Origin of the sequence: Nostoc sp. DedSLP03, assembly GCF_034530815.1 — a bacterium.
Classification (GTDB): domain Bacteria; phylum Cyanobacteriota; class Cyanobacteriia; order Cyanobacteriales; family Nostocaceae; genus Nostoc.
Genome location: NZ_JAVRCK010000124.1, coordinates 1 through 20,393, shown reverse-complemented (window position 1 = coordinate 20,393; position 20,393 = coordinate 1). Strand labels below are relative to the sequence as shown.

The window sequence follows — 20,393 nt, the reverse complement described above, 5'->3', positions numbered from 1 at the left end:
TCAGAAGGTCAACATCGAGCCTCAGAAGGTCAACATCGAGCCTCAGAAGGTCAACGCATAAAAATATCCAGATAAATTATTAAATTTACTGCTGGTTTTCAGTAAGAATCCGATCAAACCTTGTTGAAATATATTAACTCAGTACATCTACCAGCGTCATACAACAGTTATGGGCAATACCTCTGGATTTTCAGTCAGCAAACCTGTTGCATTATGGAATAAACCCATTAACGCTGACTTTAAAGAACTATTCAAATCACTAGGAAAAGGTGTAATAAATGGGGTCTTAGGTCAGTGGGGAGAGGTAGCCAAAGATGCTGTGGAAGCTACATCAGCACTAGGTTTAGGGTCAGCACCAGAGGAAGTTGCTTGGTTACTAATTTACCGTTCTTTGGTGCAAGCAATAGTGAGTTTGATAAAAGGAAATCAAGAGTTACTGTTTGAAAAACCAAACGAAAGCGATCTTGAGCTATTGTGCGATCGCCTCAACGATTCTCTAGAAAGTATAGAATTGCGTATTGACCAAGATTTTTTTAGCCGTCCCAAAGATTTGCTGATTCTGGAAGCAATTAAAGCTGCTTTTGCGGACTGGTTAAAATACTTTAGCGTCAATGAAGCCCAGGCACTAACAATTAGTCATCGTCTTCCTACCTATTTTGTGTTTGCTTTACATGAAGAGTGGGCAAAACATCCAGAAAAATATGCTTGTTTAAAAGAAGAACTGGATACCCCCTTTACTCAAGCCAATGAACGGGAACAGTCATGGCAGCGTTATTTAGCTTGGCTACAAAAACAGGTTGAAGAACCGATGCTTTTAGAAGCTTTTGGTTTAAAACAGGTTTATGTTCCTTTACGCGCCTACTATAAGCAGAAAGTCGAGGGTGAAAAGTCAGAAGAATTTGAACGCCGGGTGAGAGAAGATGAGAAATATCAGCGAGTTGTTCTTGACTTAGAAACTGAACTAGAAGTTTGGTTAGAAAAAGGCGATCGCAATGATGCCATTAGAGTGATTAGTGGTGGCCCAGGAAGTGGTAAATCTTCCTTTGCCAAAATCTTTGCAGCTAACCAAGCAGAAAAAGGAAAAATTCCAGTTTTATTTATTCCTTTGCACCATTTTGAACCCTCGGAAGACTTAGTTGAGGCAGTTGGTAAGTTTGTGCGAGACGATGGCTTTCTCAGACATAATCCCCTAGATAAAGATAAGGCTGATTCACGCTTACTGATTATCTTCGATGGTTTAGATGAGCTTGCCATGCAGGGCAAAATTGCTACTGAGATTGCTCAACAATTTGTTCGTGAAGTTCAAAGAAAAGTAGAGCGGTTTAATGGGCGTGAAACTTGCTTACAAGTATTAATCAGTGGTCGAGAATTAGTAGTGCAAGCAAATAGTAGCGACTTTCGCCAACCACAGCAAATCTTGCATATCTTGCCTTATTTTGTTATTGAACATGAGAGAAAAAATTACATTGATGACCAGAACTTGTTGCAGCAAGATCAACGTCAGATTTGGTGGCAAAAGTACGGCAATGCTAGCAGACGGGGATATGATTGCTTACCAAAAGAGTTAAACCGAAATAATCTCACAGAAATTACTGCCCAACCCTTGCTGAATTACTTGGTAGCATTGAGTTTTGACCAGCAAAATAAATTTCCTACAGACGGCAACCTGAATGCAATTTATGCAAATTTGCTCACAGCAGTTTATCAGCGCGGTTGGGCTGGTTATCAACATCCGGCTATTCGTGGAATTGAGGAAAAAGACTTTGTTCGCATCCTGGAAGAAATTGCTTTAGCTTCCTGGCATGGAGATGGACGAACAACAACAGTCAGAGAGATTGAAGCCCATTGTGAACACAGTAGTTTAAGGAGTCTTTTAGATAAGTTTCAGGAAAGTGCAAAATTAGGCGTAACTCGTCTTTTGACTGCCTTTTATTTTCGTGAGAGCGGAGTTAAAGAACAGGAAAAAACTTTTGAATTTACTCACAAAAGTTTTGCTGAATATTTAACCGCAAAACGCATTGTGCGAGAAATTAGACTCATTCATAAAAAACTGAAGGATCGCCAGAACGATCCAGATGAAGGATGGGATGAGCGCGAGGCTTTAAAAAGGTGGGCAATTCTTTGCGGTACATCCCCTATGGAGCGATACCTTTTTAAGTTTGTTGCGGATGAAATGTCTTTACAGAATGCATCGGATGTTGGCAATTGGCAGCAGACATTATGCCATCTGATTGGTTTTATGTTGCGTCATGGAATGCCGATGGAACGCTTGAATCCCAGACCTGATTTTCAAGAAGAAAATAGACAAGCACGAAATGCAGAAGAAGCGTTGTTGGCTGTCTTAAATGCTTGCGCTAGAGTGACAAAGACAGTTTCAAAGATTCAATGGCATACTCCAGAAGCTTTTGGTACATGGATTTCTAGACTTCGTGAGCAAAAATTAAATTACCATGATGATGTTTTTTACTTAAATTGCTTAAGTTTTTTAGATTTGCAAAACTGTATTCTCGTTTCCCAAGATTTTTTGTGGGCGAATCTTGAAGGGGCGAATCTTGTAGGGGCGAATCTTAGAGGGGCGAATCTTGCAAACGCGAATCTTGAAGGAGCGAATCTTGCAAACGCAAATCTTAGAGAGGCGAATCTTGAACTGGCGTATCTTGAAGGGGCAAATCTTGCAAACGCGAATCTTGAAGGGGCGAATCTTGAAGAGGCGAATCTTGAAGGGGCGAATCTTGAAGGGGCGAATCTTGAACGGACAATTTTTGAAGAGACAATTCTTGAGAGCGAAAATCAGCAGACTTGAATCAGGGTTCAGATTCAGACTCCAATGAGTGACTTACAAAGATTAAGAATTTGTAGAGTGCATTACATTATTAATGCATCATCCTAGATACTTTCGATGCCTTACGCTGCTGCTAACGCAACCTATTAAACTAACGATCAATTCAATTACATAGAAATATAAAGCGATTTTGTCTTCTCATGACAAAGTGTAGGCGATCGCTTTGTTATTAAGCTGTAGGTAAGCGATCGTAAGATTCCGGTTCAATATTTGGTACTTTCGCTAAAATTGCGTCGTATTTTTCTCGACTGCCTCGCTTTGCTAACTCTTTTAGATAAATTTCAGTTGTTAGTGCAGCGATTTTCTCTGCAACTGCTGTCGCCACAAACTGATCGATGGCATTTTTGACCCTCAGAAGGTCAACATCGAGCCTCGGAAGGTCAAAGTTGAGCCTCGGAAGGTCAAAGTTGAGCTTCGGAAGGTCAAAGTTGAGCTTCGGAAGGTCAACATCGAGCCTCAGAAGGTCAAAGTTGAGCCTCGGAAGGTCAACGTCGAGCCTCAGAAGCTCAACATCGAGCCTCAGAAGGTCAACGTTGAGCCTCAGAAGGTCAACATCGAGCCTCAGAAGCTCAACATCGAGCCTCAGAAGCTCAACGCCTAAAAATTACCTCAAAAAAGTTGGGAAAATTCCGAAATACATTTTTTATATTTAGTAGTTCTGTTTATAAACATTAACGCCTCAAAATTAAATTTTGTTATGAATACCCAAGACAAGCCCAAGAGTTTACAAGATATTGTTAAGCAACGTCAACAATCAAATTTTGTCGGTCGTGAAGACCAAATAAACCGATTTCGCCAAAATTTAGCATTACCAGTAGAAGACAATCGCCATTGTTTTCTGTTTAACGTTTCTGGTCAAGGCGGAGTTGGTAAAACTACTTTGCTGCGGCAGTTTCGGAAAATTGCTGACGAAGCAAAAATGATTTCGGCTTGCATTGATGAAGCTGAAAAAACTATACCAGAGGTTATGGGTCATATAGCTGAGGAGTTAGAACAACAAGGTTACAAACTAACGCAGTTTAGCGATCGCTACAAAGTTTACTGCCAAAAGTGCCAAGAATTAGAAACAGATCCAGATGCTCCTCAAGGTTTTTCCGCTTTTGTCGGGAAAACGATGGTAAAAACTGGTGTGCATCTGGCGCGTCGAGTTCCCGTTGGCGGTGCTGTATTTGACTTTGTAGATGAGGATGCTTTAGCCACCCAAGCTGGAGAATGGGCATCTTATATTGCAAAGAAAATCACAAATAAAGATGAGGTACATTTAGTTAAAGAACCTAAAGAAGTTCTGACCCCGTTATTTTTGCAAGATATTTCTAAAATTGCTGATAAAACTCCCGTTATCCTGTTTTTCGATACCTCAGAACGCACCGGAGAATTCCTAGAGAACTGGCTACGGGAAATTTTTGAGAACCAGCACGGTAAAGTATCTGCCAATATATTAATGATTGTTGCCAGTCGGCAAGAATTAGATAAAAATGACTGGGCATCCTACGAAGGATTAATAGTTCGTTTGCCTCTAGAACCGTTTACAGAAGAAGAAGCCAAACAATATCTAACTCACAAAGGCATTACAGACAATCGCATTGTTGAAGTGATTTTAAACGTTTCTGGAAACTTACCCCTGCTAATGGAAATGTTAGCAGATGCTCATCCCAATCACCCCAACCAGATAATTGAGCCTAGCAACAGTGCTGTAAAAAGCTTTTTAAGATGGATTGACGATCCCAAACGGCGACAAGTGGTGCTTGATGCTGCCATTCCTCGGTGCTTAAACCGGGATGTTATAGCCAAGTTAAGAACAGAAGAAGAAGCTGATGAGCTATTTTCTTGGTTGAAGGAAACATCTTTTATCAACGAACGTAGCAACGGCTGGGTTTATCATGATGTCGTCAAAACCCAAATGTTATGCCACAAACGCCTTTCATCACCGCAAGGTTGGGCTGATATACATGGTAAGTTGGCACAATATTATGACAGCCTGCGGAACGATTTGCAATTGGATGAAGACAACAAACAGCGCGATCCTAGCTGGCAAAGTCACACTTTAAATCTTTTGTACCATAAATTATGTCAGTCACCGCAAAGGAATTTACTAGTAGCTCTGAATGAATTTCTTGCTCTCCTCAAAAATCAACCCATTTTTGCCCAACAATATGCAAAAATAATGCTTCAAGCTGGTAAAGATGGGGATTCTGCTGAAGTTCAGTATTGGGGTAAGCAATTAGCAAATGGGTTAAAAGCTTATGAGGAAAAACGCTATGAAGATGCTAGGTATAATCGTGCTTTAGTCTACTTAGCCCTTAACCAACCACACAAAGCGCAAACTGTCTTAGTACCTGCCATCAAGCTGGCTACAGAGCATTGCAAAAAAGATGCTAAAGATTGGTGTAATACGTTTAATTTAGCCCTTTACTATTTGGCTGCTCAATACACTCAACAAGCAGACCATTTATATCGCTATGCCTTATCAAAAGATGCTTCTTCAGAATCTATTGGTAAAGCTATCCAAGACCTAAATGACTTTTTAACTGTCTTCCCTTGCCATCTGCAAGCTACATCCATCCGACAGTTGTTGCAGTCTTCTCTAACTAAATCATGTAATTCTCAACCTAGCCTTGAGAAAACCCACAAGTCACAACAACAAACTGCTAATCAATTTCCTCTCTCATAATGCAAGTCCATTTGAGTGGACTTGCATTATGAGCCTGGGATTTTCACCTCTGGCACAGAAACGGGTAAGCGCAATATCTCAGCCTAGTTGCATTCGAGAGACTGGTGGCTGAACGCAATTACATAAAAATATTAAGCGAATTTTTCTTTCTTATGAGAAAGTGTAGCGATCGCTCAATGTAATTCTGTATCTAAATGAGACACTATGCATAGCTTGCTTCACATTAAGAGACACAATCCAAAATTTAAAATTCAAAATGGTATCAGCCAGCTAAAAACGCGATTTGTCTAAATCCACTCAAATCCCTGTGAGGCTAAAAATTCTTTACCTGATTCCAAAATATCTTTGTTTAAAATCAAAGTGACTTTTGGCGAACTTAGATACAAACGAAAACGCTCAATAAATAGTTGATTAGCAGGCTCAATTTTTCTAATGGCACTCCAGGGAATCAACAATGGCGTAAGCCCAAAGCTAAATAAAGGGAAAATACTCAGATAAATCCCTTGAGGAGTTATACCAACATTTAAAGTTGCTTTATAGTACACCAAACCTACAGAACCACTTTGCATTCGGGAGAAGTTTTGTGGCGGCGCTTCTTGGGTGCTGTAGAGTTTAGCGAGGCGATTCCAGTCATGACGGAATACAAAAATCATGACTATCGTGGAAAATACAAAAAAAACGATGTATATCCACTGAGGGGTATGTGGCATTGGTTTTAAATTTATTGATGATTGACGCTTCAACTTTAAGCGATGTCTAACTACAAGTCTCTTTGCGTCTACCTACTCACCAATCAACCACGTTCCCTTAAATTTTTTCTAACTATGAGAGCATCCGGGTTAAAAATTGCTCAACAAGAATCATATCACTCAAAAAACTGGCTTTAATTAAAGCCAGTTTTTTGATTTTATTGCAAACTTCTAGCGGACTTTACGACCGAGTATTAACGGAACACACTTGAGAAGATATTATTAAGCTTTCTCATCGAAATGTCAAGATTTTATGAACTACTTCCCCAAAGTTTGCCATTAGATATCGCTACTTCCCTTAAATTCTCAGGCTGTGCTGATAAATTTTTGTCGCCAAAATGCTGATTCATCAAGGCTGGAACCTGTGCAGCTTGAATTCGACTATGGCGGGTTTTATCTGGCATTACTAAATTCGGCCCGGCTTTACAGTTCTTCATACAACCAGTGCCCTTGATTGTAACTTGGTCTTCTAAACCGCGATCGCTTAAAGCCGCCTCCAACGCCTGACAAACTCCTTTACCACCACGTTTCATACAATCAGACTTTTGACACACCAAAATCGTAGCCTTAGTCTTAGCTGGTTTTACCTTGACATTATCAATAGATGGGGGTTCTTGTGGTGCTGCGATCGTTTGAATTGTTGCTGTTTCAGAACGCGCCGCCATCACACGTTCAGCTTTAAGTGTAACTTTGTCTTTTTTTATATCGTATTCTCTATAACCAACAACTTGTAGCCAAGTACCTGCTGGTAGCCGCAAATCAAAAGCAGCCCGTAAGTGTTTAGCGAGTTTAACGTAGCATTCACCCTCATGAGTACTTAGCAGTAAACCTTTCAGTTTATAGCCGTCTTTAATAACAAAATCTATAAATCTGCCCTCAAGGCAAAATTTTGATACTTCCAGATTGTGAGATGCACCCATTTTTTAACCTCCTTTTAACTAATACAAACTAATACAAGCTGTCAAGCAAGATATTCTCAGCAGTAGCAAAAAATTAGAACTGTTAATAGCGACTTTTCCAGCAACACTCAAGAGTCCAAATTTGGTCTTGACGAGAGGCTGTAAATCGCTGTACTACACTCCAAAGTTGAACAGCCGCAGTCGGATTGCTAATTTCAACTTTTAATGGCTGGTTAGCCGCACAACTACAGGGAATGTCTAACTCCTCTAAGCGTTGATAGACTTGCCAGCGGTCTACCCAATTCACCTCTACAAGGTGGTTTATTTCTATTTCTGAACTATACGATTTCAAGAGAATTGCCCTCAAAGTGCAACAAACTTGCAGTAACTACCGCCATTTAACTCCCTGCTTTTTGAAAATCTTAGTAGTCTAGCCTCTTAAAACCAGCATACCTTAAGTGCAAACAATTCTCATTAATTTTGCAAAAAAAATAAAATTCTTGCGATCGTCCTATGAAAGAGATTCGGGAAATGACAAGGAGTATTAGGGCAAGAAGGCATTTACTCCTTCATCTCCCCTCACTCACTTTGGGAGGTGTTCACACTTAAACGCTCATGTCAATAGTAATGAGAAAGATACACAACTGGATGAGCGTGCCATAATCCAGCAAACAATAAACTTAAGAATTTTAGTAAACAAAAATACAAAATCTTGTGATGGCAAATTGGCTTGCTCTTATTGTGAAAATGTTAATATGTAAAGAATAAGCAGTTAAAATCTATAATTGCTAAATAGCGAGGAGAACAATGTCTGAAACGCAAACTTTGTTACGGAATTTTGGTCATGTATATGACAATCCTGTGTTGCTGGATCGCAGTGTAACTGCTCCAGTTACAGAAGGATTTAACGTTATATTAGCTAGTTTCCAGGCACTGTACTTGCAGTACCAAAAGCATCATTTTGTAGTTGAAGGCTCAGAATTTTACTCTCTGCATGAGTTTTTTAACGAAAGTTACAACGAAGTACAAGACCACGTTCATGAAATTGGAGAACGTTTAGATGGACTAGGTGGTGTGCCAGTAGCTACCTTCAGCAAACTAGCAGAATTAACCTGTTTTGAGCAAGAATCTGAAGGCGTATATTCCTCTCGTCAAATGGTGGAAAACGATCTAGCTGCCGAACAAGCAATCATTGGCGTACTTCGTCGCCAAGCTGCTCAGGCAGAGAGTTTAGGCGATCGGGGCACACGCTATCTGTACGAAAAGATTTTGTTGAAAACTGAGGAACGTGCGTATCATTTATCTCACTTCCTCGCCAAAGACAGCTTAACTTTAGGATTTGTCCAAGCAGCTCAAAGCTAAAATTCTCATAATCTAGATTTGTCTACCTAGACTGAAAAAAAGTCGGCAGCACCAACTCTTAAAATAATATAAAAAATGGCAGAGAATGGTATATCTATTTCTTTGCCATTTTTAATTTAAGTAAACATATTTATATAATATTTAACGTTGAAACTATTTAGCAATTAGCTAGTGAAAATAAATTTTTATCTAAGTAGTCTATTTGTGCATAAATAAGCAGACATATATATACCAAAATAAACGATCGCCGATTGCAAGGTTCATCAGATTAAATAATAAAAATTCGCAAAAGCTTTAAAAATGTGAGCATCATAATTAAATAAAATTAAAAATACAAAATAATCATTGGGCATTGGGCATAAAGAAAGAGACAAGGAAGACAAGGAAGAGAGGGGAGACAAGGAAGAAACTTAGTTCAATATTCCCCCTTGTCCCCTTGTCCCCCTGCTTCCTGCTCCTTGTCTCCCACTCCTTCCTGTCATCAAACTTAGAAAACTTAATAATAAAAAGCACCAGAGGGGGTAAAGACCCTTAAAATGATCAGGATTTCTATTTTCGTATTCCAAGGCAACGACTATGCCCCGCCGTGACGACCTCCAGAAGATTCTACTGTTAGGTTCTGGTCCAATTGTGATCGGACAAGCCTGTGAGTTTGACTACTCTGGCACTCAAGCCTGCAAAGCGCTCCGAGAAGAAGGCTATGAAGTGGTTTTGGTCAACTCCAACCCTGCAACGATTATGACCGACCCGGAAACGGCCGATCGCACTTACATTGAGCCGTTGACACCGGAATTGGTCGAAAAAGTCATCGAAAAAGAACGCCCCGATGCTCTTTTACCAACGATGGGAGGACAAACCGCCCTCAACATCGCCGTTGCTTTAGCCAAAAATGGGGTGTTGGAAAAGTACAGTGTTGAGTTAATCGGCGCTAAACTACCAGCGATCGAAAAAGCTGAAGATCGAAAACTGTTTGGTGAAGCAATGGCAAAGATTGGAGTAGCTGTGTGTCCTAGCGACACAGCCGAATCTTTAGAAGAGGCCAAAACTGTTGCCCGCCAAATTGGTACTTATCCCCTAATTATTCGTCCAGCTTTCACAATGGGTGGAAGTGGCGGCGGCATTGCCTACAACCAAGAAGAATTTGAAGAAATGGCGCAAGTCGGTATAGATGCCAGTCCTGTTTCGCAAATTCTCATTGACCAGTCTTTACTCGGCTGGAAAGAATATGAACTTGAAGTGATGCGTGACTTGGCAGATAACGTGGTGATTATCTGTTCCATCGAAAACCTTGACCCGATGGGCATTCACACCGGAGATTCAATTACCGTCGCTCCCGCGCAAACCCTTACTGATAAAGAATATCAAAGGCTGCGGGATATGGCAATTAAAATCATCCGCGAAATCGGTGTGGAAACTGGTGGTTCTAACATTCAATTTGCTATCAATCCTGTCACTGGAGATGTGGTTGTAATTGAGATGAACCCGCGCGTTTCCCGTAGTTCAGCCTTAGCTTCTAAAGCTACGGGTTTCCCTATTGCCAAAATGGCCGCAAAATTGGCTGTAGGCTACACCTTGGATGAAATTAAAAATGACATCACCAAGAAAACTCCCGCATCCTTTGAGCCGACAATTGACTATGTGGTAACAAAAATCCCCCGCTTCGCCTTTGAAAAGTTCCCTGGCTCCGACCCAGTGCTGACAACCCAAATGAAGTCTGTGGGGGAAGCGATGGCAATTGGGCGGACATTCAACGAATCCTTTCAAAAGGCACTGCGATCGCTCGAAACCGGACGCGCTGGTTGGGGTTGCGATCAAGCCGAAAAATTACCCAGTGGCGAACAAATTCGCGCCCAACTACGGACACCCAACCCCGATCGCATTTTCTCCGTGCGCCATGCCTTGCAACTAGGAATTAGTGCTGAGGAAATCTACGAACTGACTGGTATTGACCCGTGGTTCCTAGATAAATTTCAGCAACTCCTCGATGTCGAAAAATTCCTGAAGCGGACACCTTTGCAGCAATTGACAAAAGAGCAACTTTATGAAGTGAAGCGGGACGGATATAGCGATCGCCAGATTGCCTATGCTACCAAAACCACTGAAGATGAAGTTCGCGCCTACCGCAAGTCACTAGGAATTATCCCAGTTTATAAAACCGTAGATACCTGCGCGGCTGAGTTTGAAGCCTTTACCCCCTACTATTATTCTACCTACGAAGAAGAAACAGAGGTTTTACCAACAACCAAGCCAAAAGTGTTGATTTTGGGTGGTGGTCCCAACCGCATTGGACAAGGAATTGAGTTTGACTATTGTTGTTGTCACGCTGCTTATGCTTTGAAAGATGCGGGGTATGAGACGATTATGGTTAACTCTAACCCAGAAACAGTTTCGACAGATTACGATACCAGCGATCGCCTTTACTTTGAGCCGTTAACAAAAGAAGATGTCCTTAACATCATCGAAACTGAAAATCCAGTCGGGGTAATTATCCAGTTTGGCGGACAAACCCCTCTAAAGTTGGCTATCCCACTCCAGCAGTTTCTCAGCAATCAGGACTCAGCACTGCCTCAACGCCCCGCTGACGCTAACAGCACTCAAATTTGGGGTACATCGCCAGATTCCATAGATATGGCAGAAAACCGGGAGCGGTTTGAAAAGATTCTCCAACAGTTGAATATTGCCCAACCACCTAATGGTATTGCGCGGAGTTACGAAGATGCGCTGGTTGTCGCCAAACGTATTGGCTATCCAGTGGTGGTGCGTCCCAGCTATGTGTTGGGGGGACGGGCGATGGAAATCGTTTATTCCGATTCTGAGTTGGAACGCTACATGACCTTTGCGGTACTCGTAGAACCAGAACATCCGATTTTAATTGATAAGTTTTTGGAAAACGCGATTGAAGTTGATGTCGATGCGATCGCCGACCATACAGGAAGAGTAGTCATTGGTGGTATCATGGAACACATTGAGCAAGCAGGGATTCACTCAGGAGATTCTGCTTGTTCCTTACCTTCCATTTCTTTATCACCAGCAGTTCTCAATCAGATTCGTACTTGGACGATACAGCTAGCACAAGCATTGTCAGTCGTAGGGTTAATGAATATTCAATTTGCCGTTGTCGGTGCAAGCAGCTATTCTCCCCAAGTTTACATTTTAGAAGCCAATCCCCGCGCTTCTCGCACAGTGCCATTTGTATCTAAAGCTACGGGCGTACAGCTAGCGAAACTAGCATCCTTAATTATGTCGGGTAAAACCTTAGAGGAGCTAAATTTTACAGAGGAAGTCATTCCTATACATATTGCTGTCAAAGAAGCTGTATTACCCTTTAATAAATTCCCAGGAACTGATACAATATTGGGCCCAGAAATGAGATCCACTGGTGAGGTAATGGGGATTGACAGCGACTTTGGCCGTGCCTTTGCCAAAGCGGAGATGGGTGCTGGGGAGCGTTTACCGCTAACGGGAACTGTATTTGTATCAATGAGCGATCGCGATAAAGCTGCTGCAAGTGGTGTGGTGAAGGAATTTATCGATTTGGGCTTTACAGTGATGGCTACCCTTGGTACACGTCGAGTTCTTCTGGAACATGGGTTAAATGTTGAATTAGTCTTAAAACTCCATGAAGGTCGTCCCCACGTCCTAGATGCGATCAAAAACCAGAAAATCCAACTTATTATTAACACACCTTCCGGGGAAGAAGCCCAGACTGATGCTAGGTTAATCCGCCGCACAGCTTTAGCTTACAAAATTCCCATCATTACTACCATCGCCGGCGCAAAAGCTACCGTCGCCGCCATCCGTTCCTTACAAAATACCACTTTGGATGTAAAAACTATCCAAGAGTACTGCCCTCTCTAGGAAGTAGGGGCAGGGAGCAGGGGGCAGGGGGCAGGGGGCAGGGAGCAGGGGAGCAGGGGAGCAGGGGAGTAGGGGAGCAGGGGAGACAAGGGAAATAACTACATCCAGTGCCCCATGCTCCATGCCTAATTCCCGATTTACAATTCCCAGAAAAATTAAACAATTGTTAGAAGAGAATGAATATAGTTCTCATTGAGATACTTTAACAAATATGAGGAAAATTATTTGAATCAGATCGTTTCTTAAATTAACTTTTAGTCAGCCTTAAGATAGAGGCCAAGATTCGATTAACTGGAATAACCAGGAAATTTCATGTCGGCATCTAGCCAAAATCTTCTCATAAATGTTACAATTGTTAATAGGAGTTTCATAAAAAATGTTTAAAAAGCAACTTTTTATCTAACTGTAGATACTTGTGAAAAATAGAAAATAACTGTAGTTTTAGCAGTTAAGAAGCGTAAATTTGATTATTATGAGCAGCCGACGACTTTCTCAGGCGCGTAAGTTGCAAACCATAGCATAGGTTCCCAGTCTGACTGGGTAGCACCCTAATAAATAAAGAAAGCATCTATCCCTTAATGACCCTACCGCCAACCCCATCATTACCAAAGAGTAGCGCCATGAAGACCGCTCAGACAGCCACAGACCTCGTGCGGACTTACCTGCGTGAGATTGGCCGCGTGCCACTTTTAACCCACGAAGAAGAGATTTTCTATGGAAAACAGGTGCAACGTTCCTGTGCTTTGCACGAATCAAGGGAATCTCTTGCCACCCAGCTAGGTTATCAACCGACTCTAGAAGAGTGGGCCAAAGCAACAAACCTAGAACCAGCAGAGTTGAACGAAGCGATCGCAGATGGTGAAATTGCCAAGCGCAAGATGGTAGAAGCCAATTTGCGGCTGGTAGTCTCCGTTGCCAAAAAATACATCAAGCGCAACGTCGATTTACTGGACTTGATTCAAGAAGGTAGCATTGGTATGCAACGGGGCGTAGAAAAGTTTGACCCCACCAAAGGGTACAGATTTTCTACTTATGCCTATTGGTGGATTCGGCAAGCTATTACTCGTGCTATAGCCGAAAAAGCTCGTACCATTCGGTTGCCGATCCATATCACCGAAAAATTAAATAAGATAAAAAAGGCACAACGCCAATTGTCTCAAAAGTTGGGACGCGCTCCTACGGCTGGGGAGCTAGCTCAAGAATTAGAATTGACCCCCAAACAAGTACGAGAGTATTTAGAAAAGGCGCGTTTGCCTCTTTCCTTGGATTTGCGGCTGGGTGATAACTACGACACCGAACTTGGAGAAATGCTGGAAGATCCAGGCGCTTCTCCCGAAGAGTTTGTTATGCAATCTTCTCTATCTTATGACTTAGATCGGCTGATGGGCGATCTCACGCCACAACAGAGGGAAGTAATCACACTGCGCTTTGGCTTAACTGATGGGCAAGCCCTGACTCTGGCTAGAATTGGTGAAATATTGAACATCAGTCGAGAACGAGTCCGACAAATTGAGCGCGAAGCCTTAAGCAAACTTCGCAAGTCTAAAGCCAACATGGATGAATATTTGGCAAGTTAGTCATTTGTCATTAGTCATTTGTCATTAGTTATTAACAAAGGACTAAAGACCAATGACTACTGACCAATTGGTGAGAAAATACGCTGACTTTGGTACGGTTACACCTACTTCCACTCTGACGCTAGGCTGTTACATTAGTTGACAGGAAGACAAAATAACTAAGTCAAATCCAAAACAAACATTTAATATCCAAATCACAAGCACCGCAGCTAATAGTGGTAGTTAAGGAGCTAAAAAAATGAGTAACCCATCCAATCGTGTTTCAGAATTTTTTAATAGCGAAGCAGAAACTAACGATTTACTATGGCAGTACGTTAAATCGTTGAGTCCAGAGACAGTTACCCAGCTATCCAAACCCACGTCTGCCGAAGTCTTTCAGGTGATGGAACGAAATATTACAGGACTATTAGGTAATCTACCTTCAGAACACTTTGGTGTTACTGTCACCACAAATCGGGAAAATCTAGGTAGGCTTCTTGCTTCTGCAATGATTAGTGGTTATTTCTTACGTAATGCTGAACAGAGAATGAACTTTGAAATGGCTTTACAAGGATCTGAAACTGACAACAGCGAAATTGACTAGAAATGTAAAATAAATTCAATATTGTTGGGTTGATAGCTAGTCATAGTTACGGCAATCCGAATTTCAAATAAGTCTCTGCGAAATCTTTGCCGCTAATTCTCAATCATGCATCAGCTAAGTTTTTTGAAAATATCCAAATAGTGACGAATTCAGGTTGAAATTTAAACGCAGAGGAACGCGGAGGTTGACGCAGAGTAACGCGGAGTCTTTGATTTCGCCTCTCTGTAAACTTCTGTATTTTTTGATTAGTTCAATCAATTATATGATATATGACTAGTTAGTCATAATTGCTGAACCTATGCACAAAACATAAAAATTTCTGTCCTCTAAACTTCTGCGGTCTTAATAATAAGTTTTAACCGGACACGATATTAAAGGCGTATTTATAAATGATTAATGCACATTTGTGGATAAACGAACAGTGCTAAATGACCTTTGCAATAAATTTAAACTCGGCAGAGTTACAACTAATCTGCCGAGTTTTGTTATTAGTCAAGAATCAAAATTCAGGAATTTTTCCCTACTCGCCATTCAACTATGAGTGAAACCAGTTCTTTCCCACCCCATAAAATCATTGGTGTTGCAGTAATTTGGAATGACCAAAAGCAAATTTTAATTGACCGCCGTCGTCTTGAAGGAGCAATGGGTGGTTTGTGGGAATTTCCTGGTGGTAAAATAGAGCCTGGTGAAACCATTCAAGAGTGTATTCAACGGGAAATTTCCGAAGAGCTGGGAATAGTAATTGAAGTGGGAGAGCATCTGATTACTATTGACCACAGCTATACAAACTTGCGCGTTACCCTCACAGTACATCACTGCCGCCATCTTACAGGTATCCCCCAACCTTTAGAATCCGATGAAATTCGCTGGGTAAATTTGGAAGAACTGGAACATTTTACTTTTCCGAAAGCAAATACTCAAATTATTGCTGCATTGAAAGGAAGTAGGGGCTAGGAAAGAAGCAGATGGAGAAGGGGTGCACAGGAGCAGAGGAGCAGAGGAGCAGAGGAGAATAATTAATAACCAATGCCCAATACAACTCTTGGAGAAGCTGCGCCAACGGCTTCTCTACAAGACGCTACGCTCAGTCCAAATGACAAATGACAAATGACAAATGACCAATCCCGTAACAATCTATTAATTGCATCAGGTTGAGTCCCGCAATTTTCTACAATAGGCGCAGGGACTTTGATTTAAGGTGTCAGCAAATAAATGCCTAAAACCGTTGCCGATGTGATGAGCCGCGATCCTATTGTTGTCCGGGAGGAAACTCCACTCAAGGAAGCTATCCAAATTCTCGCAGAACGCCATATCAGCGGACTACCTGTTGTGGACGATCTCGGTAAATTGGTAGGCATTATCTCGGAAACCGATTTGATGTGGCAAGAAACTGGTGTTACTCCACCTGCGTACATTATGTTTCTTGATAGTGTTATCTATTTAAAAAATCCTGCTACGTATGACCGTGATTTGCACAAGGCTCTAGGGCAAACCGTTGGGGAGGTGATGAGTAAAAACCCGATCGCTATTTCCCCTGATAAAACTTTAAAAGAAGCAGCTACAATCATGCACGATCGCAGCGTTCACCGCTTACCAGTACTTGATAGTACAGGTCAAGTAATTGGTATCCTGACTCGTGGTGATGTTATTCGGGCTATGGCTGCTAGTCAAGATTAGTCAGCTGTCATTAGTCATTAGTCATTAGTCATGAGTTCTTGATACTTAACTGTTGACTTTTGACTCTTTTTTATACATTTGAAAATCAAGGATAACTAAATGAGTATTACTCCGGAGTCTGTTAAGCAATTGCTCAGTTCTGAGGATTTAGGCGATCGCTTGCGTGCTGTAAATCAAATCCGTCAATTGGAACCTGCGGTTGGCTTTGAATTAATTCAAAGTGCTATTGGCGATCGCAATTCCCGTGTTCGTTACTCAGCAGTGAGTCAAATGGATACACTCGGAACCCAAGATTTGCAGATATCCTTGGATATCTTGCGCGATCGCTTGCTTCATGACTCCGAAGTAGATGTACAAGCAGCAGCAGCAGACTGTTTGGGCGCTTTAAAGTTAAGCGAAGCTTTTGAAGATTTACAGCAGCTTTATCATACAACCAGTGAATGGCTAATACAATTCAGTATTATTGCTACATTAGGAGAGTTGGGCGATCCGCGAGCCTTTGAACTACTCAAAGAGGCACTTTCATCAGAAAACGAGTTAGTCCAAACTGCTGCTATTAGTTCTTTGGGTGACTTGGGAGATGTACAAGCAATTCCTCTCTTGGCTCCCTATGCAACCAACCCAGATTGGCAAATTCGTTACAGACTTGTACAAGCCTTGGCTCGTTTGGGTAATCCAGAAGCCAAATCTATATTAGAAATTTTGGCTAATGATGAAGTAGATGCGATCGCAAGCGAAGCGAAACAATCTTTGCAGTCTGTTTAAGTCTATCTAATACCAATTTAAAAAAGAATGTGACAAATAGACCATTTGTAGAGATGCGATTCATGAGCCAGCGCGTTGCGGGGGTTCCCCCCGTTGTAGCGACTGGCGTCGCGTCTTTACCCAAGAATGTGTTGCAATCATTAATTGAATTGGTATAAGGATAAGACAATTCACCATTCATATAGATTTATCTGGCAGTATAAAAAATTCGACCTGGTTGGGAGAATTTTGCATTCCAGCCAGATCGAAATAGATTAATTAGAGTTACTTTTAATTGCTAAAAGTAACTTTTTTATATTTAGGATAGGACTATTGAATGGCACTTTTGCGGCGGCGAGATATAACCATGCCAGCACCAACTAAACCTAAGCCTAGCATTGTGGTTGGCTCAGGAACGCTAACTGCTTCGAGTGTTAAGTGGTACTCGCTTGTTTTTCCATTAAGAGAAGCACCCAAATTGCCAACCCCAATAGTTTTTCCATTGAAATTAAATTTCCCCGTAATCCCATCCAATATTACGTCATTAATGTTGGTAGCCGATTTCCGAGTTCTGGTAACTACAGAATCATCTAGATCAAAGGTCAGAAGCGCAGTAGTACTACCCAAGGTTCGCGAACCGAAATTAATGAACGGGGTGTAAACGCCTGTAGAATATGTAGCTGTTGTGCTTGATACATTAGCTATCTTGGTTAAATTTAGAGTGTTAATGGTAATACCCGTGCCTGATAAGCTTGGTGAGAAGGCGGCAAAATCACCATCAGTATCAATACCATCAATATCGACAAATTTAATACTAGTACTAGTTGGATTGGCTCCATCATTAGGAACGATAGATGTACCAGTAAGACCAATACTTCCGTTTAAGGTTACAGCTTGAGCCGAACCAGCAGATGTAAACATCCCAGCAGTAGCCAAGGGGATTGCAAAACTAGCAGCCAGAGTAGCGTTTAGTAATTTAGATTTAAAATTAATCATGAGTGTTTGAGAGTCCTAATAATAACCTGGAACAGAGAAATTGATTACTTAACCTTTACTATCAGTAATCTATTTAAAATACTGTCAGTGAAAGCGAAACTTACGTGATGTATTTCTTATCTCCATAAAATCACATAGATTTAGAACCTGCAATATTTACTGAGTGGTCTTCATCACATCTTCAATTAACAAATAGTCTTCATAAAATTTTAATTTCTTAGATATCTGCACTTCGTATATCTCTTACTCTCCAGGGTTTAAATTATAGGCAATAGCTCTGACTTTCATAAAAACTATTTACGTAAACTAAACCACTAGTATATTATTATACTTATCCTGCTTAAATAGATTTTAGAGCGATGAAGTATACAAAGTATCTAATATTTCTAATTGCCAATATTTAGTGAAACGGTTCCTCTCATAGAATAAATGGGAGGAATCGCTGTATTTGTTTACTATGGATAGTCTTTGCGATCGAATTGAATGTTTATGACAAACTAGCTAATTGCTAGCGATATAATACTGTTTTCAAATCTGTTACATTTTTTAAATGCTAAGAACCATATACCTGTGGCCAGGTTGTTATCACAAAAACTACAACTGCGGCGATCGCTAACAACCCTTGAATCAAATTTCCAACCAAAGACCCAACTACAATTCCTATACCTGCTTTAATCGCTAACCCAAATTCGCGTCGATAAAGGTACTCACCAATAATTGCTCCCAAAAGCGGGCCTAGTAAAATTCCTAACAGTGGCCCCCCAAAAGGTAAAGTTGGCAATAATCCCAAAAATCCTACCACCAAACCAACAATTGCGCCAATTTGCCCCCACTTGCTAGCTCCAGCTTGTTTTGCTCCTACATAGCTAGCTAAAAAATCTACTCCGACACTCAGCAGTAAAACTATAATTGTCACAATTAGTGGAATCTTGATAGCTGCAAAGGAACTACTAACAATGCCCCAGACAATAATTGCAATTAAAATTAAGCTGCTACCAGGAATGGCTGGAACTACGGCACCAATAATACCCACAACCATTACAGCAACTAATAGCCAATAAATAATTTGCATAGATTAATTGTAAATTTCCAAATTTTCTCATAAAGACGCACATCTGTGCGCCCCTACTGTTTATTCTATCTGGGTAAGATAGCGAAAAATACCTAGTACACCGTAGTGCAAGTTTGCCTAATGCTTCTAAACTGCTATTTAAAAGCTCAAAACCCATGACGAGAAAAATATTAACTGGACTAAGTTCGGAAGCCTACGAACACCCCTTCGATCGCAAAGCCTTGGCTTCTTTACAAAATATGCCCGGTGTCTCCTTGCTACTCAAAAAAATTAACGAATACGGCATTGATCGCTTACTCAGACTGCAAAGCCTTGGTAGTGAAATCAGAATTTCGCCCCGTAATTTTCCCGAATTACATCAAGCATTTGTAGAAACCTGCCAAATTCTTGATGTTGCTCCACTTCCTGAATTGTATCTATTTCGAGGCACAGGTCACATTCAAAGCTACATTGTTGGCGTAGAAAAACCCATTGTCGGTATCAATTTAGATGCAATGGAGTGGCTTGGCGTAGATGAGTTGCTTTACATTTTCGGACATGAAGTCGCTCGCATCAAAAGTCAGCACATGGTGTATCACCAAATGGCAATTGTTATGCCAACTTTGAAAAATTTGTTGAGCAGTACCACACTAGGAGTTGGTGGCTTGGTCGCTGGTGGAATGGAGCTAGGTTTGTATAATTGGCGGATGATGGCTAGGTTCACTGCCGATCGGGCTGCAATGCTTGCTTGTCAGGATATTGACGTAGCAACTACTACACTGATGAAACTTGCAGGTTTACCAGATGAGTACTTGACTAGTGCTGTAATTGAAGATTTCCTCGTTCAAGCCCGTGAGTTTGCATCCAATAACTTTGATAGCGTGGATAAAGTCACTAAAATATTAAGCTATACAGAGCCTGGGCTTTCTTGGATAGTTATGCGGGCTGGCGAATTATTAAAATGGGTTGATTCAGGAGCTTATGATAATTTAATTCAACAGACAAATCTAAAGACAGCGGCAGAATTAGAAGAAAAAGAAGCAAAGACACTAGAAGAAAAGGAAGGTTGGAATTTTTTGACTTTTTGGTGAGTTAATAATTCGTAATTCGTAATTAACTATATATAGATAGGAGTAAGTTAATTTGAGTTAATAATTACAAATTACGAGTTATTCTGACAGATGATCGGCCCAATTCTAGGTTAGGTTACTTGATTGGATTAAATCGAGCTAAGAGGATGTTTGAAAAGTCACGATTGATGTATCAAATATTTTTTACCCCACCCTAACCCTCCCCTTATAAAGGGGAGGGAACAACATTTTTTCTGTTTCCCCCCTTATAAAGGCTTGTCATTACCAACATCTTTTAAAGTGAGGTAGGGATG

The 20,393-nt window shown here is 41.0% G+C and carries 16 protein-coding genes; 10 read left to right on the top strand and 6 right to left on the bottom strand.

Going from position 1 to position 20,393, the window contains the following annotated elements; genetic code table 11:
- Nucleotides 1–169: 169 nt before the first annotated feature.
- Nucleotides 170–2,803 (top strand): pentapeptide repeat-containing protein, encoded by a 2,634-nt coding sequence (locus tag RM368_RS34785; RefSeq protein ID WP_322698279.1) that lies wholly within the window; start codon nucleotides 170–172, stop codon nucleotides 2,801–2,803.
- Nucleotides 2,804–3,011: 208 nt separating this feature from the next.
- Here RM368_RS34785 and RM368_RS34780 read toward each other — a convergent pair whose 3' ends face one another.
- Nucleotides 3,012–3,167, bottom strand: a complete 156-nt coding sequence (locus RM368_RS34780; protein WP_322698278.1) for a hypothetical protein — start codon at nucleotides 3,165–3,167, stop codon at nucleotides 3,012–3,014.
- Between the two features lie 372 nt (nucleotides 3,168–3,539).
- On the opposite strand from RM368_RS34780, the gene RM368_RS34775 reads away from it, so the two are divergent.
- Complete coding sequence (locus tag RM368_RS34775; protein WP_322698277.1) at nucleotides 3,540–5,513, top strand: ATP-binding protein; 1,974 nt, start codon at nucleotides 3,540–3,542, stop codon at nucleotides 5,511–5,513.
- Between the two features lie 287 nt (nucleotides 5,514–5,800).
- Here the strand turns inward: RM368_RS34775 and RM368_RS34770 are convergent, their stop codons facing one another.
- The 3 genes from RM368_RS34770 to RM368_RS34760 form a co-directional block, all read right to left on the bottom strand.
- Complete coding sequence (locus RM368_RS34770; RefSeq protein WP_322698276.1) at nucleotides 5,801–6,166, bottom strand: hypothetical protein; 366 nt, start codon at nucleotides 6,164–6,166, stop codon at nucleotides 5,801–5,803.
- 347 nt (nucleotides 6,167–6,513) lie between these two features.
- Nucleotides 6,514–7,182 carry a (2Fe-2S) ferredoxin domain-containing protein gene (locus tag RM368_RS34765; protein WP_322698275.1) on the bottom strand — a complete coding sequence of 223 codons (669 nt, stop codon included), beginning with the start codon at nucleotides 7,180–7,182 and terminating at the stop codon, nucleotides 6,514–6,516.
- A gap of 82 nt (nucleotides 7,183–7,264) precedes the next feature.
- Nucleotides 7,265–7,513: an Asr1405/Asl0597 family protein gene (locus RM368_RS34760; protein ID WP_322698274.1), complete on the bottom strand. Its 249-nt coding sequence runs from the start codon at nucleotides 7,511–7,513 to the stop codon at nucleotides 7,265–7,267.
- 455 nt (nucleotides 7,514–7,968) lie between these two features.
- On the opposite strand from RM368_RS34760, the gene RM368_RS34755 reads away from it, so the two are divergent.
- The 7 genes from RM368_RS34755 to nblB all read left to right on the top strand — a co-directional run bounded on the left by RM368_RS34755 (nucleotide 7,969) and on the right by nblB (nucleotide 16,983).
- On the top strand, nucleotides 7,969–8,523 hold the full coding sequence (locus tag RM368_RS34755) for a Dps family protein (protein WP_322698273.1): 555 nt from the start codon (nucleotides 7,969–7,971) through the stop codon (nucleotides 8,521–8,523).
- A gap of 576 nt (nucleotides 8,524–9,099) precedes the next feature.
- Complete coding sequence (carB, locus tag RM368_RS34750; protein ID WP_322698272.1) at nucleotides 9,100–12,381, top strand: carbamoyl-phosphate synthase large subunit; 3,282 nt, start codon at nucleotides 9,100–9,102, stop codon at nucleotides 12,379–12,381.
- A 620-nt stretch (nucleotides 12,382–13,001) separates the two neighbouring features.
- Nucleotides 13,002–13,958, top strand: coding sequence for an RNA polymerase sigma factor, RpoD/SigA family (locus RM368_RS34745; RefSeq protein ID WP_322686662.1), 957 nt, complete (start codon nucleotides 13,002–13,004; stop codon nucleotides 13,956–13,958).
- Between the two features lie 238 nt (nucleotides 13,959–14,196).
- Nucleotides 14,197–14,541, top strand: a complete 345-nt coding sequence (locus RM368_RS34740; RefSeq protein ID WP_322698271.1) for a DUF760 domain-containing protein — start codon at nucleotides 14,197–14,199, stop codon at nucleotides 14,539–14,541.
- Between the two features lie 537 nt (nucleotides 14,542–15,078).
- The gene (gene mutT / locus RM368_RS34735) at nucleotides 15,079–15,495 is read left to right on the top strand and encodes an 8-oxo-dGTP diphosphatase MutT (RefSeq protein WP_322698270.1); all 417 of its coding nucleotides are present in this window, start codon (nucleotides 15,079–15,081) and stop codon (nucleotides 15,493–15,495) included.
- A 258-nt stretch (nucleotides 15,496–15,753) separates the two neighbouring features.
- Nucleotides 15,754–16,218: a CBS domain-containing protein gene (locus RM368_RS34730; RefSeq protein ID WP_322669771.1), complete on the top strand. Its 465-nt coding sequence runs from the start codon at nucleotides 15,754–15,756 to the stop codon at nucleotides 16,216–16,218.
- 99 nt (nucleotides 16,219–16,317) lie between these two features.
- Nucleotides 16,318–16,983: a phycobilisome degradation protein NblB gene (gene nblB / locus RM368_RS34725; RefSeq protein ID WP_322698269.1), complete on the top strand. Its 666-nt coding sequence runs from the start codon at nucleotides 16,318–16,320 to the stop codon at nucleotides 16,981–16,983.
- A 309-nt stretch (nucleotides 16,984–17,292) separates the two neighbouring features.
- On the opposite strand, the gene RM368_RS34720 is transcribed toward nblB, so the two are convergent.
- Complete coding sequence (locus RM368_RS34720; protein ID WP_322698268.1) at nucleotides 17,293–17,958, bottom strand: PEP-CTERM sorting domain-containing protein; 666 nt, start codon at nucleotides 17,956–17,958, stop codon at nucleotides 17,293–17,295.
- 553 nt (nucleotides 17,959–18,511) lie between these two features.
- Nucleotides 18,512–19,030: a DUF456 domain-containing protein gene (locus RM368_RS34715; protein ID WP_322698267.1), complete on the bottom strand. Its 519-nt coding sequence runs from the start codon at nucleotides 19,028–19,030 to the stop codon at nucleotides 18,512–18,514.
- A 155-nt stretch (nucleotides 19,031–19,185) separates the two neighbouring features.
- On the opposite strand from RM368_RS34715, the gene RM368_RS34710 reads away from it, so the two are divergent.
- Entirely contained in the window at nucleotides 19,186–20,100 is a 915-nt protein-coding gene (locus RM368_RS34710) for a M48 family metallopeptidase (RefSeq protein WP_322698266.1), read from the top strand.
- The last annotated feature ends 293 nt before the right edge of the window (nucleotides 20,101–20,393 follow it).

Excerpts from the sequence above, each read along its gene's own strand:
- RM368_RS34730 (WP_322669771.1), top strand. The coding sequence starts at position 15,754 with ATGCCTAAAACCGTTGCCGATGTGATGAGCCGCGATCCTATTGTTGTC.
- RM368_RS34715 (WP_322698267.1), bottom strand. The coding sequence starts at position 19,030 with ATGCAAATTATTTATTGGCTATTAGTTGCTGTAATGGTTGTGGGTATT.
- RM368_RS34785 (WP_322698279.1), top strand. The coding sequence starts at position 170 with ATGGGCAATACCTCTGGATTTTCAGTCAGCAAACCTGTTGCATTATGG.
- RM368_RS34720 (WP_322698268.1), bottom strand. The coding sequence starts at position 17,958 with ATGATTAATTTTAAATCTAAATTACTAAACGCTACTCTGGCTGCTAGT.
- RM368_RS34755 (WP_322698273.1), top strand. The coding sequence starts at position 7,969 with ATGTCTGAAACGCAAACTTTGTTACGGAATTTTGGTCATGTATATGAC.
- RM368_RS34765 (WP_322698275.1), bottom strand. The coding sequence starts at position 7,182 with ATGGGTGCATCTCACAATCTGGAAGTATCAAAATTTTGCCTTGAGGGC.
- RM368_RS34740 (WP_322698271.1), top strand. The coding sequence starts at position 14,197 with ATGAGTAACCCATCCAATCGTGTTTCAGAATTTTTTAATAGCGAAGCA.
- RM368_RS34710 (WP_322698266.1), top strand. The coding sequence starts at position 19,186 with ATGACGAGAAAAATATTAACTGGACTAAGTTCGGAAGCCTACGAACAC.
- mutT (WP_322698270.1), top strand. The coding sequence starts at position 15,079 with ATGAGTGAAACCAGTTCTTTCCCACCCCATAAAATCATTGGTGTTGCA.
- RM368_RS34775 (WP_322698277.1), top strand. The coding sequence starts at position 3,540 with ATGAATACCCAAGACAAGCCCAAGAGTTTACAAGATATTGTTAAGCAA.
- nblB (WP_322698269.1), top strand. The coding sequence starts at position 16,318 with ATGAGTATTACTCCGGAGTCTGTTAAGCAATTGCTCAGTTCTGAGGAT.
- carB (WP_322698272.1), top strand. The coding sequence starts at position 9,100 with ATGCCCCGCCGTGACGACCTCCAGAAGATTCTACTGTTAGGTTCTGGT.
- RM368_RS34745 (WP_322686662.1), top strand. The coding sequence starts at position 13,002 with ATGAAGACCGCTCAGACAGCCACAGACCTCGTGCGGACTTACCTGCGT.
- RM368_RS34770 (WP_322698276.1), bottom strand. The coding sequence starts at position 6,166 with ATGATTTTTGTATTCCGTCATGACTGGAATCGCCTCGCTAAACTCTAC.